This window comes from Paenibacillus sp. VMFN-D1, from assembly GCF_003386155.1.
In the GTDB taxonomy this organism is placed as follows: domain Bacteria; phylum Bacillota; class Bacilli; order Paenibacillales; family Paenibacillaceae; genus Paenibacillus_AQ; species Paenibacillus_AQ favisporus.
Map to the genome: position 1 here is coordinate 1384330 of NZ_QRDU01000001.1, position 14703 is coordinate 1399032.

The 14703-nt window shown below is 50.2% G+C and carries 10 protein-coding genes; all 10 read left to right on the forward strand.

Annotated elements, in window-relative coordinates:
- The first annotated feature begins 6 nt into the window (after positions 1-6).
- The 10 genes from C7820_RS06495 (at position 7) to C7820_RS06540 (ending at position 14661) form a co-directional block, all read left to right on the forward strand.
- A complete protein-coding gene (locus C7820_RS06495; RefSeq protein WP_116230241.1) occupies positions 7-897 on the forward strand; it encodes a carbohydrate ABC transporter permease in 891 nt (296 codons plus the stop codon).
- Between the two features lie 29 nt (positions 898-926).
- Entirely contained in the window at positions 927-2051 is a 1125-nt protein-coding gene (locus C7820_RS06500) for a glycoside hydrolase family 88 protein (RefSeq protein ID WP_116230242.1), read from the forward strand.
- 182 nt (positions 2052-2233) lie between these two features.
- Complete coding sequence (locus tag C7820_RS06505; RefSeq protein WP_116230243.1) at positions 2234-4462, forward strand: chondroitinase-B domain-containing protein; 2229 nt, start codon at positions 2234-2236, stop codon at positions 4460-4462.
- A gap of 244 nt (positions 4463-4706) precedes the next feature.
- Positions 4707-5183, forward strand: a complete 477-nt coding sequence (locus C7820_RS06510; protein ID WP_116230244.1) for a GNAT family N-acetyltransferase — start codon at positions 4707-4709, stop codon at positions 5181-5183.
- Positions 5184-5339: 156 nt separating this feature from the next.
- Complete coding sequence (locus tag C7820_RS06515) at positions 5340-6599, forward strand: FAD-binding protein (protein WP_116230245.1); 1260 nt, start codon at positions 5340-5342, stop codon at positions 6597-6599.
- A gap of 221 nt (positions 6600-6820) precedes the next feature.
- The gene (locus tag C7820_RS06520; protein WP_147306256.1) at positions 6821-7423 is read left to right on the forward strand and encodes a hypothetical protein; all 603 of its coding nucleotides are present in this window, start codon (positions 6821-6823) and stop codon (positions 7421-7423) included.
- A 220-nt stretch (positions 7424-7643) separates the two neighbouring features.
- Positions 7644-8207: a sigma-70 family RNA polymerase sigma factor gene (locus C7820_RS06525; RefSeq protein WP_116230247.1), complete on the forward strand. Its 564-nt coding sequence runs from the start codon at positions 7644-7646 to the stop codon at positions 8205-8207.
- Positions 8197-8700, forward strand: coding sequence for a DUF3600 domain-containing protein (locus tag C7820_RS06530; protein ID WP_116230248.1), 504 nt, complete (start codon positions 8197-8199; stop codon positions 8698-8700). Before C7820_RS06525 ends, C7820_RS06530 begins: the two co-directional genes overlap by 11 nt.
- 473 nt (positions 8701-9173) lie before the next feature.
- On the forward strand, positions 9174-13325 hold the full coding sequence (locus C7820_RS06535) for a carbohydrate-binding protein (RefSeq protein WP_258875139.1): 4152 nt from the start codon (positions 9174-9176) through the stop codon (positions 13323-13325).
- A gap of 328 nt (positions 13326-13653) precedes the next feature.
- A complete protein-coding gene (locus C7820_RS06540; protein ID WP_116230249.1) occupies positions 13654-14661 on the forward strand; it encodes a LacI family DNA-binding transcriptional regulator in 1008 nt (335 codons plus the stop codon).
- The last annotated feature ends 42 nt before the right edge of the window (positions 14662-14703 follow it).

Sequence of the window (14703 nt, forward strand, 5' to 3'; positions counted from 1 at the left end):
CCGCTCATGAAACGAAGAATTGGCCGACCATCCTTAGGTGAGAGAGCATTCGATGCCTTTAACTATACCTTATTAACGGTCATCACAATCTGTACGGTGTACCCTCTGGTCTATGTTTTATTCGCCTCATTAAGCGATCCGACGCTGTACATGCAGCATTCCGGGATATTATGGAGACCGTTAAAATTCAGTTTTCATGCTTACAAGCTGGTGTTTGAAAACCCGATGATTGTTAAGGGCTACGTCAATACCTTCATTATTCTTGCCGGCGGACTTGTCCTCAATATCATCCTGACGGCCTTTGGGGCGTATGTGTTATCGCGCAAGGGACTACGTTACCGTAAGCAGCTCATGCTGTTTATCGTATTTACGATGTTTTTTAACGGAGGCCTGATTCCACTATATTTCACGGTAAAAGGGCTTGGCCTGACGAATTCGCTATGGTCTCTGATGATCCCCCAGGCGATTTCGGCCTTTAATCTGATTATTATGAGGACGGCGTTCGAGGCTGTGCCTGACAGCCTGGAGGAATCGGCAAAGATCGACGGGGCGAATGAGTTCGTCATTCTCTTCCGGATCATGATCCCGCTCTGTATGCCGGTGATGGCCGTGATGCTGCTTTACTATGGGGTCAGCCACTGGAATTCATGGTTTAACGCAATGATCTATCTGCAGGACCGATCCCTATACCCGCTTCAGTTGGTACTCCGCGAGCTGCTGCTGCTCAATGATGCCAGCTCCATGGCCACCGGAGCCAGCGGTGGAGAGGTTGCCATTATCGGTGAAACGCTCAAGCATGCGACGATTATCGTGGCCACCGTTCCGATTCTGCTCGTCTATCCATTTCTTCAGAAGTATTTTGTCAAAGGGGCCTTGATTGGGGCGATTAAGGGATAAAAAAGTTGAGCAGCCAAAGGAGGATTACGATGAATAAGTTTGGGATCATAAATGATCAGGAGTTGGAGACATGGTGGATGCAGGCTCAGCAAAAAGTGGATCGTTTGATGCAAAAGGAACCTCAGCTTGCGCCGCATGCGGCAAAATCCGGAGAATACGATGGATTGACATTGGATAACTGGATATCGGGGTTTTGGCCGGGAATGCTGTGGATTTATTACGATTTGACAGGAGATCAAAGGTACCTTGATGCAGCGTGGGACTGGGACATCCGAATGGAACGGCTCACGTTGGAGGAGAATCGCTTTCATCATGATGTCGGTTTTCAATATTTGCCGACCTCGATCCTGAAGTTTAAATTAACCGGCGACGCCGATGGCAGAAGGAGGGGATTGGCAGCTGCCAACTTTCTGGCAGGCCGGTTCAACCTGGCTGGCCAATACCTGCGGGCTTGGAACCGTGATCTTCCGGGATGGGCAATCATCGATTGCCTGATGAATTTGTCCATTCTGTTGTGGGCGGCAGACGAGAGCGGGGATCCGAGATTCAGCCATATAGCCAAAGCGCATGCCGACATGGCCTTACGGCATATGGTCCGGCCAGACGGTTCTACCTGCCATGTGGCCGTGTTTGATCCCGCGAGCGGCGGGCTGCTGGAATATAAAGGCGGGCAGGGCTATGCTCCGGATTCCTGTTGGTCCAGAGGCAATGCTTGGGCATTTTACGGCATGGCTAACCTATTCCGGTACACGAGGGAGCCCAAGTATCTCCAGGCATCGCAGCGGGTGGCACACCACTTTATCGCTTCATTGCCGGAGGATATGGTACCGCCTTGGGATTTCCGTGTTCCGAACCAGGAGACCGAGCCTCGGGATTCCTCTGCGGCGGCCATTGCCGCTTCAGGCCTGCTGGAGCTCGCGGAATTAACATCTCCCGAAGTGGGGGCTGTGTATCATCATGCAGCCACGCGTATTATCGCTTCTTTATCTGAACGCTATTCCACTTTCGGCGAGGATGAGCACGAAGGAATTCTGCATAGCGCGACAGGGCATAAGCCTGAAGGGGTCAACGTCAATGTATCCTTGATCTACGGGGATTATTTTTATGTGGAAGCGCTCGCGAAATTACGGGGCTGGTCTCACCGTGTGTTTTAGTGCTTTACATCGTTAATTAAAGAAAGAGGTGGAGCGTGTTGAGTACGTTACTGAAAAAAACGATCAGGCAGAGGCTTACGGGCAGAGTAGGGATAGGACTTTTACTGACGTTGTTATTAGGGTCACTAACGTTACAACCTTCACAGGTGAATGGAGCAGCGAATGAAACGGGAGGCAGCCATATGAAACTAGCAGTGAGCGGTGTGACAGCCAGCTCATACCAGCCGAACACGAAATACGTACCTGAAAAGGTGTTGGATGGGATCTGGGGAGAAGACACGGACAGCCAGCAAAGCCGATGGTCTGCATCCGGACAAGGGGAATGGCTTCAGTTTGACCTCGGGCAGCCGCAAAAGGTAACTTATGCGAACATTGCTTTTTTAAACGCACGGGAACGGCTTTCCAGCTTTGAAATCACTGCATCGGATACGCCTGATTTCGCGACGGGGACCGTCGTTCTTGGCAAGCAGTCCAGCCGTCAACTCCAGCCGGAGGAGAGCATCCTGCAGACCTATGTGTTTGATCATCCGGTGAAGGCGAGATACCTCCGTCTTACGGGATATGGAAACAGTGCCAGCGGAAGCTCGGGAAATTGGAACAGCATTATGGAAGTGGAGCTGTATGCAGGAAACCCGCCGGAGACAGGGGAGCCGGCCCCTCCTCCACCTGATGCGGGAAGTGTTAAGGAAGGGGAGGTCAAACCTCCTGAATTCAAACATATTAAGGTCCGAACGGCCAAGGAGCTGCAATCGGCCCTTGATGAAGCCGTCAGCGGAACATGGATTGAGCTTCAGCAGGGCAGCTACGAACAAAATGGCCCGTTCGTCATTAAAGATAAGCATGGTACCGCAGCGTATCCGATCCGGGTAACGGCAGCGAAATCCGGAAAAGCGGTGATGACAGGGAACAGCTACGTGCACATTGAGAATTCCAGCTACATCGAGGTATCGGGACTTCATTTCCGGAATGGCATCGGAGATGAGACGGGAAATCAAACCCTGATCGAACGCGGATTAGAAAACCGATCCTTGACGGGTGTCCATCCTGGCGTGCAGCTGCAGAACTCCAGCCATATCTCCATTCTGGGCAACACCTTCGCACTTGATGAGACCGGTCAGCCGTACCGGTTCAAGGCAGATAAGCGTTCCGTGTGGTGCCTGGTCAACATCAAGGGGAGCTGCCGCTATGGAGAAAACAGCTATGATCCGAGCGGTGAAGTTTACAGCGGGTCGACACCGTATGAAGATGATAATCTGCTAACCGACAATGGAACCAACCGGCACTATATCCGGGTTGAAGGTACGAGCAGCCATAACCGGATCGCTTATAACGACATCGGTCCAAAGAAGGGATTTGGCGCTGTGGTGATCTATGACGGCGAGGGCCACAGCGGGCAGAGCATTTCGCAATACGATGTGATTGAATACAATCATTTTCATGATATCGGCCCACGGGTCAGCAATGGTCTGGAAGCAATTCGTCTGGGGTTATCCAGCTTGTCATTATCTTCAGGCTATGTGACAATTCAGCATAATCTATTTGACGGGTTAAACGGCGAAGACGAGATCATTTCGGTAAAAAGCAGCGATAACGTCATCCGCTACAATACGGTGCGCAATTCGTATGGCGGGATCGTATCCCGTCACGGGAACCGCAACCGCTTCTATGGCAATTTTATACTCGGCGATGGAAAAACGGCGGGGCTCAGCGGCTTCCGGATCTATGGCAATGATCATCAAATCTACAACAATTATATGGAGGGCCTAACGGATAAAATCATCCGCCTTGACGGCGGCACGCATGACGGGGGACCGGAAGGCGGAACGAACCCGACCGTCCGCTGGGGCGGAGAGAATGAACAAACCGCTGTGTTAAACAGCCTTCCGGAGGAGGAAAGAACAAAGCTGCTGCGTGGACACTGGCGGCAGTATAACGTCCAGATCTACCATAATACGATTGTCAACGTAGGCAACAACACGCCTGCATTTACCCTCGGTGGAAGAACCTATCAGCCGGTTGGGACGAAGATCTATAACAATCTGATCTTCAGCCATGCGGGCACCATGTTTAATGAGACTGAAGCCATGATGAAAGCACCGGCGCCGGAACGACCCGAATACAAAGGGAACAAGGTGGAAGGCATTGCGCCTGTTTCGAATAATCCCGTTGTTGGCGGGGCAATCCGCAAAGAAGATCTGAAGCTGGTTCGCGGTAATGACGGGTTAATCCGGTTGTCGGTATACAGTCCGGCTATCGATGCGGCCATCAGCCCGCTGCTTGCTCTGGACGACATGGACGGTCAGATGAGATACGCGCCGGATGTGGGCGCAGATGAATATAGCTCCGGCAAATCCATAACAAATCGGCCGCTCACGACCGTTGATGTTGGACCCCAGGCATTAATGAAATAACGCGCTTCCAACTGCAAGTAAATGAAATTCCGTAGCAATACAGAATGCAGTTCGTAAATGAAAGGCCAACTCGGTTAACGAGGTGGCCTTTATTTTTGTAAATACTTTACCACAAAATGTGGTACACCTATTTGGACACATGCATGCCACCCAAACAAAATTGTAACTTGGCCGGTAATCTGGATTATACTCGTCAACCCAGGGTAATAAGAAATATCTGCGCTGTGTAAGGGAGGAACTAGACATGCAGTGGAAAATAAGAGAGGCGAAACCGGAGGACTTTGACGCCATCAACGAGCTCGTTGGACAATTATACAGCATCCATGCAAAGAACCGTCCGGACATCTACAGACCTTGCGATAAACCGCTCGATTACGATTATTATATTTCATTGTTGGACGACGACAACGTAAAGGTCTTCATCGGGGAAGACGGTGACCGTATAATCGCCTACACCATTTTAAATTTCATGGATGCACCGAAGAGGGCTGCTTATGTAGAACGAAGATACATCGAATTAGACCATATCTGTGTGTCCGAAGAGTACAGAGGGAAAAATATAGGAAGCAAGTTTATCGACTATATTAAAGAGCTCGCCAAAGCGCAGCAGTTTAGCAGTATCGAATTGCATGTAGCGGAATTCAATGAAGATGCGATCGGATTCTATGAGGCAAAAGGATTCAAACCAAGAAGCAGGACGCTGGAATTGCCTATCGTATAAATCGCGCGACTAACCAAGTACAATCTTCGAGTTAAGCATGACTACTACTTTCAAAGGTTAATTGAGCTACTGGGCAGGATTGTGGAACGCTATGCCGAATACCTCAATAATCAAGTTGATTCAGACAAAAATTTGCATTTTAAATAGGAGAGTCGTATGGGAGATCAGTTGAACTGGGCCGGGAACTATCGCTACAGCTCGTTGGAGCTGCTTGAGCCTAAAAATCTGGAAGAGGTTAAGGATCTGGTAGTTAACCGCAAAAGCATACGCGTGCTTGGCTCGCGGCACTCTTTTAACGGAATTGCCGACACCAGTGGCAGCCATCTCTCGCTTCGAAAGATGAATCGGGTCATCGATCTCGACCGTGAACAGAACATCGTAACTGTCGAGGGTGGCATTCGGTATGGCGATCTGTGCCGCTATTTAAATGATCATGGCTGCGCGTTGCATAATTTAGCGTCGCTTCCGCACATTAGCGTGGCTGGCGCCGTGGCGACAGCTACCCACGGCTCGGGCGTCCATCATGCAAGCCTGGCGTCTTCTGTCCGTGCTATTGAGCTAATGAAATCAGATGGAGAAATTGCGGTACTTACGCGAAGGGTTGACCCCGAGTTTGATGGGGCCGTCGTCGGACTTGGCGGACTGGGAGTCGTCACTAAGCTTACACTGGATGTAGTACCCTCGTTTCAGGTAAGTCAGACTGTATATGAACGTCTTCCTTTTTCTGCACTGGATAGCGACATCGAAGAAATTTTATCTGCCGCATACAGTGTCAGCTTGTTTACGAATTGGGCAGAGCCCATATTCAATCAAGTGTGGGTAAAACGAAAGCTGGGAACAAACGGGGAGGATGAGGCACCATCCCATTTCTTCGGGGCCTTACCCGCTCCGGAAAAACGTCATATGGTTTCTGGTCAATCTGTCGTCAACTGTAGCGAGCAGTTAGGCGCTCCGGGACCATGGTACGAACGGTTGCCCCATTTCCGCATGGATTTTACCCCCAGCGCGGGCAACGAACTGCAAAGTGAATATTTCATTCCAAGGCGGCATGCGCTCGAAGCGATACATGCACTAGGCAAATTGGGTGATCGAATTGCGCCTCTGCTCTTCATTTCCGAGATACGAACCATCGCTTCGGACACATTCTGGATGAGCCCATGCTACTATCAAGACAGCGTTGGTTTACATTTTACATGGAAGCCGGAATGGGAGCGGGTGCGCGAGTTACTTCCACTTATCGAACATGAACTGGAACCGTTTGGAGTACGCCCGCATTGGGCGAAGCTGTTTACGATGGAGCCGGAAAGATTACAAGCCCGGTATGAGCGGTTAGCGGATTTCCGTCAGTTGCTGCTTCGATACGATCCAACAGGGAAGTTTCGAAATTCGTTCCTGGAACATTACATTATGAGTTAATGTGTAGTTTAAATAACCGATTTAGAAAATGTGATCTGACCACCTCCACCTCTTGCAATAAGGGTTGGAGGTTTTTTGAGTTTGTAAGCTACGAAGAAACAAGTTGATCAATTAGCTAAAAGGTAGATAAGTGTAACCTTCTATTATTTGGATGCGTTTAATAATTATAACTGCTATAAAGTGAAGAGCGAGGAAATGTTTAGGAGTGAACAAATGTGAGGATGTATTTTACAAGCATTAGAATATTGATTGTTGTTGGTTGTATTGTTTTTGTTGTGGGCAGTGCCATGGTATTCCAAAGTACGGATGCTAAAAGTACAATGAATCAAAGCAAAACAAATTCTCTGAACTATCCTGAAAATGAACATGGGCAAACGTACGGTTCTGCTCAAGAGGACAACTCCGCTGATATGCTCCCTGATTTAATCCATGCAGGAAGTGTGAATGGTATTCAAGGGTATTTGCTGAAAAAAGATTACCTTGGTGAACCTGGCGATGTTCCACTGTATGATGTTGATGGGAGAACGGTAATTGGTACTTTTCATGTTGGCGCCAAGAATATGAACTTTCCTAAAAATAAACACGGACAGACCTACGGTTCTAGCGCAGATGCTGCTTCTCCAGATATGGAACCTGAATTAATAAGGGCTATAGGCGTGGATGGCACTGCAGGATATGTGCTGAAGAAAGACTTAGACGGTGAGCTACCTAAATCACCCGAGGAAGCCATTGCGATACAGAACAATAGATCACCAGATGGTCGTGATATTCCGCTGTACGACGTTGATGGTGAATCCGTAATTGGTTTGTTTCATGTTGATTGAGTGCAGCGTTTATTCCGATATTATTCAAAAGCTCCCGATAAATACATCCTTAAAGCCGCGAAGCAGCGGCTATTTTTGTTTCACAAGATAGGTGTGAAAATTCTACAATGGTCATCCTGAAGAATTTCCTATATTTTGGCCAAAATTTTTTATTCTCGTACTGAACCTTTTTCCCCATGAGAGCGAATTAAGGGTTGTAACACGTTCAGGAGGGGCCCCTATGAATGATAATGAGTTACTATCGTGGCTTGAAAAAGCGAAGTTGGGCGACGAGTCGGCCTTTCAACTTGTCTATCAGGCGACTCACCAAGACGTCTATCGGACGGTTGCTTTTCTCGTCTACAACAAACAGGACATTGAGGATATTGTGAATGAAGTTTACATGAGCATGTGGCGGGCGTTTCATACCTACGACTCGAACCGGCCGTTCCGGTTTTGGTTGCACGGGATTACTGTCCGTCTAGTCCAAGACTGGAAAAGAAAGACATGGCGGCGAATTCGCCTCTTTGAACGAAACCGCCGGATGACATGTGAACAATTCGATTGGACGGACAAAGCTGTGCTGCAGTTCGAGATGCAGCATGAACTTTTCAGCCTTGTTCGCCAATTATCGTACAAATTACGTGTGGTCGTCATCCTTCGCTATTTTCACGACTACGCTCTGGAAGAAATTGCAGACATTCTACAGATCCCCGTTGGCACAGTGAAATCCAGGCATCACCTGGCAATGAAAGAACTCCGGAAACGGATCGAAATGACGGGAGGAGACGCGTATGTCCATTGAGAAGGAATTGCGTGAAGAGCTTCGCCAGGTGGCAGATTCGATGCAGTGCCCACCCGAATTGTATGGTCGTGTCCGACAGTCCTATCATCAGTATGCAAACGATAAGAGAGGTAGATCTCCCATGAAAAAACGAGTGCTAGCAGGTATTGCCGCAGTAGCCATCCTGATTCCGTCCGCGGTATTTGCTTCTTCCTATCTTGCCGATGATCTATTCGGTTCTGTTTCAACCACTGAACAGCACGGCGGCACACAGGAAGATTATCAAGAGATTGAAGGAATGCTGCAGGCAGCAAAAGGCAAGCTTACGGAAGATGAATTTAAGGAGTATCAGGTGCTGATAAAGCAGCTGATCCAATTGAAGCTGAAGATCACCGATGAAAAAGGGGTCAAACATGAGGAGAAGCTGACCCAAGAAGAACAGCAGCGGTTTGAGCAGCTTGCCTCTAAGCTGGCACCGTACTTCGAGAAGATAAACAAAAATACCAAGCCGTAAAAGGAATGAAGTAGGGACCGATCCCATGTGGATGGGTCCCTTTTTTTGTCAGAGTGACCGAACAAAAATAGAACCATTCGAGATTATTCGGCGAAATTCCATTCTGAAAAGATATTCAGTCATGAATGTCTGCCGTACAGGAGTCTTGTTGATGATGTTGACTAACTAACGATCTTGAAGGAGCTGTGGTGGACAGCTCCTTTTGGTATTTGCATGAGTGTAATCACCTACCGTTTAACTGCCTATAGTGATCTCATTTATTACATTAATATTGTATGATAAGCTAAAATAACAGATATTTCTTTGAATATTACAAGATAATTGAAATAAATCGTTGACTTTGTCTGGATAATGCCGATATACTCACGATGTATTACAAATATATTGGATGAATTGAGGTGATGGGATAGCGGTGGCAGGTGAAGATCGATACGATCATTTTACTATGAAAGCGTTTTAATAAAACCAGCGAGGTGATCAGTTTGATATTAAAACGGAGTATTGCGGTCGTGATGTGTGTGCTGCTCTTGTTAGCCCCTCAGGCGGCATTCGCCTATAAGAACCCGGCATCGCTGCCGGACGAATGGGGGCAATATGGACTTGGCGACCCTTACGTGCTGAAGTTTAACGGTACATATTATTTGTATGTGAGCACGAGAGATACCGATGCCGGGGTCAAAGTGTGGAGCTCTCCTGACCTTGTCAACTGGAGCTATGGAGGATTGGCCGCAACCGATCCGGTTACGAAGGCAGCCTACGCTCCTGAAGTCGTTTATTGGAACGGATATTTTTATATGTATACCTCTCCTGCCGGCAATGGTCATTACGTGCTGCGCAGTGAAAGCCCGACGGGTCCGTTCACGGTGCAGACGGGCAATTTGGGCCATTCGATTGATGGCAACGTCTTCATTGACGATGATGGCAAGTGGTATTTCTATCATGCGAACGGAGAAGGAATTCTCGCAGCTGAAATGCCTACGCCGACGACGATCGGTAACAGCGTCAATACGGGGGCAAACATGAACGGTTGGACGGAAGGTTCTACGCTGTTCAAACGCAACGGCAAATACTATATGACGTATACCGGCAACCATGTATTCAGCAAAGGTTATCGAGTCGACTACGCGGTCAGCACAAACCCGCTCAAGGGATTCGTGCGTGATACGGACAACCCGCTTCTGATCAGTACGGAAGGTCCGACCGTCGGTCTCGGCCATAATACGGTCGTCGTTGGCCCGAACCTGGATGCCCGCTATATTATTTACCACAATCTCGAAGGAAAAGGCATTGTCGGACCTCTTCGCCATATGGGAATGGATCGGATCGTGTTCAACGGTGACAAAATGTCCGTGCTCGGACCGACGGCAACCGAACAGCCGGATCCGGAGATGCCGGATTTCGAGGACCGGTTTAATGGTGCGGAACTCAGCGCGGCATGGACGAATGCGGACGGTGTTAACTGGAGCACGGATTCGGGACTTCTGCATCAGCAAGCTGCCGGTACTAGCAGGCTGTTGACCAATGCTGAGGCCGGAAGCAGCTATACGGCAGAGTTTAACATGCAGCTGGCAGAGTCCAGCAAAGCTGAAGGCCAGCGGCTCGGGGCCGTGTTCTCCTACAAGGGGGATAACGATTTCGGTACAGCGCTGTTAGATCCGGCGAGCAATTCGCTGAAGACGCAGTTCCGGGTGAACGGAGCCGATCTGGGATGGGAGGAGAGCGCGCTTCCGGAAGGATACGATTATACAAAACTGCATAATATCCGGGTTGAGAAAGCAGGGGACACGTTCAAGATCTATGTCGACGGCATGCTGAAGCAGACGCGCAGCGCCAAGCTTAGCGGCGGCAGTATCGGTTACGTCACGGAGAACGCGAAGGCTAATTTCGGTTATGTTGCTTTCAGCAACGACGTGAACGGAAGCAGCGATTTTGGTGTCGCGAAACCGGTTCCGGGTCAAGTTGAAGCCGTTCATTATCTGCCAGGCGGCGAAGGAGTCGGATATCACGACGAGACGCCGGGTACCATCGGCAAATACCGTGGAGATGGCGTGGATACGGCCACAGCAGATGACAGCACCTCAGATATCACCGCTTTTGAGAAAGGCGAATGGCTGCAATACCGGCTGAACATCGCGGAGACAGGCAAATACGATATAGATCTCTCTTATGCAGATGCAGCTCTGGGCAGCAAAGTACAGCTCACTTTGGATGGTGGACAGCCGCTGGGTGAGTTTGAGCTGGCAGCTGACATGAACACTGCTGATGCAGGATGGCAAACCGCACAGCTGAATGGGGTAGATTTGCCGGCAGGTGAGCATATTTTGAAGGTCACTGCCGCATCGGGCACGACCTCGCTGGACAAGCTGTCGTTCTACCGGCACGCGGATGTCCCAGTTCTCTATGATAACTTCGATGATGGACAAGACGACGGCTGGCAGCGGTATGAAGGCTTCTGGAGCGTGAAGTCCGACATTGCCGAGGAGGAGCAGGCTTATGACGCCTATCATCCGATCCCGGGTACGATTGGCACAGTCCACTATATCTCTGGTGGAGAGGGTGTAGGTTATCATGAGAATACACTCCAAAACATCGGCGGCGAGTACCGGGGAGATTCGGTCGATATCCGCTCCAATCCGGCCAGCGGCGGTTACAACGTCGGCTGGAACCAGACGGGTGAATGGCTGAAGTTTAACATTGACGTAGCGGAAGCCGGAACCTATAACGCAGAGTTCAAAGTAGCAACTACGATGGAGGGAGGTCAAATCCGGCTCTGGCTGGACGACACGACGGATCTTACCGGCATTGTAGACATTCCGAAGACCGGTGACTGGAATATCTGGAATGTGGTGCGCAAATCCGGTGTTACCCTGCCGGCAGGCAAGCATACGCTAAAAGCGGAGACGGTCCGCGGAGAATTCGATTTTGCAAGCATAGCGTTGACGAGAAGTGATCAGCCGATACCCGTGCCAGGCGTCGTCGAGGCTGAGCACTACAAGCCTGGCGGTGAAGGTGTAGGCTATCATGACTTGACGCCTGAGAACATTGGGGGCAAATACCGCAGCGATAGCGTCGACATTCGATCCGCTGCAACCGGCGATCAGATCGTAGGCTGGAATCAAACCGGCGAATGGCTGAAGTACAACATTCGCGTCGAGGAAGAGGGATTGTACGATCTCGACTTGTGGGCAGCTACGACGTTTAAGGATGCACAAGTCCGGCTGTGGCTGGATGACATGACGGATTTGACTGGTATACTGAACGTTCCTGCTTCCGGTGACTGGAATAAGTGGAAGTCGGTGACGAAAGCCGGTATCCAGCTGCCGGCCGGTGATCATGAACTGAAGGTCGAAATCGTCAAAGGCGAGTTTGACATGACGAGACTATCGCTCACCCAGTTCAATAAGCCACACGTGCTGCCCGGATTTATCCAGGCTGCTGATTATAAGGCAGGCGGCGAAGGTACGGGCTACCATGATCTGACTCCTGCTAACATCGGTACGGAATACCGGAACGATGCGGTCGACATCCGCCGAAATGCGGGCGGCAGCTACAATGTGGGGTGGAACGCTACCGGCGAATGGCTGGCCTACAACGTAGACGTTGCCAAGGCCGGCGTGTATAACGTCGATTTCGTGACCGTTACATCGATGGATGGGGCGAAGGTCCGGCTGTGGCTCGACGATACAACCGATCTGACTGGTGAAGTCGATATCCCGAATTCCGTCACCTGGGAGAACTGGGCGACAACAACAAAGCAAGGCATTTATCTCCCGGCGGGCGCACATACCTTGAAGGTCGAAACTGTGGTAGGTGAATTTGACTTCCAGGGAATACGAATTCATCAGAATCCGATCGAAACGAAAGCTGCTCATACTGGTGAATATCAAGCAGCGGTCGGCAGCTTCGGGAAAACCTTGATCGGAGACGCCAATTGGTCGGATTACAGCGTGGAGTCTGATATCAAGCTGATTAGCGATACAGGCGACGCAGGCATTCTGTTCCGGGGGAGCAACCCGGCTCACGGCAAGGAGCTGAATCAGAACAATGCGGATTTCGTACAAGGATATGTCGCGTACCTGAACAAACAGGGCGTTCATCTCGGCAAGCTGAATTACGGCTGGACCTATTTGACAGGGGAGCCGCTCGAGGTGAAATCAGGCGAATGGAAACATGTAAAAGTCGTTGCGCAGGGTGCCCGCATTCAAGTATTTGTCGATGATATGAGCAAGCCGGTTATCGATTATACAGACCGCAGCGGCAGACCATTTACACACGGCAAGGTCGGCATGCGGACGTACATGAATGAAACGAGTTACGACAATTTCACGGTTCTCCCCGCTCCCATTAACGCTGCTGCCATCGGCAAACTGCTGGAGGAGTTTGGCTCAGCCGGACAGTTAGACGAGAAGATCCGGAAGCAGCTGGATAAGGAGCTTGAGCATGCCGCCGATGCGGTAAGCAAGAAGAAGCCGGACTGGAAGCAGGGGATCAAGCATCTGGAGAATTTGCTGAAGCAGCTGAATAAAGTGCAGAAGCAGGATGACATTTCTGATCAAGCAAAAACAACGCTCAATCGGAGCGTTAACGCACTCATCGAGGTGTGGAGCGCTAATTTGGGCAAGTAGCAGGCCAAGCAATGATCTAATACTGACGTCCCAGTACCGGAGGAGCTTTCGGTGCCGGGACGTTTTACGTTGTAGTATCGGAAATGATGAAAGTCATCAACTCGTCGATGAAGAGAGCCCTTTTCTTCGCTGGAGAACCGTTATTAGCCGCAGCGGTTCATTCCTATATTTTTCCTTAAGCCCACGGCAAGTACATTTATCCTGATCGAAAGCACTGGAGCCTCTATGTTTAACCTTGGTTGACAGGTTTCCTCACCAGGGACGAATAGACAAAGCACCGTAATGCGCTTTATAGTAGGGATATCATTGAACAGAGGAGTAGAGCACTGTGGGGAAAGCGACCATCGGGGATGTGGCGGCGCGCGCCGGCGTGTCCAAAAGTACCGTATCCCAATATCTAAATAAAAGATACCAGCATATGGGGCAGGAGACGCGGATCAAGATTGAAGAGGCCATTGAGGCTTTGGATTATCGGCCCAACGTGCTCGCCCGGGGGCTGAAGCAGAAGCGGACCGGTGCGGTCGGCGTTATCGTCGCCAATATTATGCACCGGCTGTCCACGGAAATCTGCCGGGGGATCGAGGACTATTGCCAAGAACAGAACATCAGCGTCATTCTATGTAACAGCGACGAGGATCCAGAGAAGGAGAAGAAATATGCGGAAATGCTGCAGGCCAAGCAGGTCGATGGTATCATTCTCTTGGCTACGGGCAAGAACGGACCGTTATATGAAAGCCTCGCCGAGCAAGGATATCCGATCCTTTTCATGGACCGTCGCGTAGATCACGTCAAGGCGGATACCATTGTGGTCAATAACAGGGAGGCAGTTACTCTGGCCGTGGAGCATCTGGCGTCGCTCGGACATCGAAACATCGCCTTGGCGACAGGCCCGCTGACCATCAGCACGCGTGCCGAGCGGACGGAGGGGTTCCGGGCAGCCATGAGAGAGCTCGGTCTGGACTACGAAAGTAGTAATATCATCAATGCGGAGATTCCATCGCTTAAAGATCACTTCCGCGAGCTCTTTGAGGGGCCAAAGCCGCCGACGGCGCTCATTGCGGGAAATGATCTGGTGCTGCTCGAGGCGCTTGCTTTTGTTAAGGAACAGGGGCTGCGGGTGCCAGAGGATTTGTCCCTTGTAGCATTCGACAATATTCCGTTCGCCCACTTGCTGACGCCGACGCTGACGACGATCAACCAGCCTTCACTAGAGATGGGGAGAAAAGCGGCCGAGCGTTTGATCAACCGTATCCGCTCGGACGAAACGCCGGAGGCCGCTGAGTTCGTCTTTGAATGTGAGCTTGTTGTCCGAGAATCGTCCGGTAATGCGCGTTAAAAGTATTTCGGAGGACATCATACCTTTTGACTAAAGACAGCT

Excerpts from the sequence above, each read along its gene's own strand:
- C7820_RS06495 (WP_116230241.1), top strand. The coding sequence starts at position 7 with ATGAAACGAAGAATTGGCCGACCATCCTTAGGTGAGAGAGCATTCGAT.
- C7820_RS06500 (WP_116230242.1), top strand. The coding sequence starts at position 927 with ATGAATAAGTTTGGGATCATAAATGATCAGGAGTTGGAGACATGGTGG.
- C7820_RS06505 (WP_116230243.1), top strand. The coding sequence starts at position 2,234 with ATGAAACTAGCAGTGAGCGGTGTGACAGCCAGCTCATACCAGCCGAAC.
- C7820_RS06510 (WP_116230244.1), top strand. The coding sequence starts at position 4,707 with ATGCAGTGGAAAATAAGAGAGGCGAAACCGGAGGACTTTGACGCCATC.
- C7820_RS06515 (WP_116230245.1), top strand. The coding sequence starts at position 5,340 with ATGGGAGATCAGTTGAACTGGGCCGGGAACTATCGCTACAGCTCGTTG.
- C7820_RS06520 (WP_147306256.1), top strand. The coding sequence starts at position 6,821 with ATGTATTTTACAAGCATTAGAATATTGATTGTTGTTGGTTGTATTGTT.
- C7820_RS06525 (WP_116230247.1), top strand. The coding sequence starts at position 7,644 with ATGAATGATAATGAGTTACTATCGTGGCTTGAAAAAGCGAAGTTGGGC.
- C7820_RS06530 (WP_116230248.1), top strand. The coding sequence starts at position 8,197 with ATGTCCATTGAGAAGGAATTGCGTGAAGAGCTTCGCCAGGTGGCAGAT.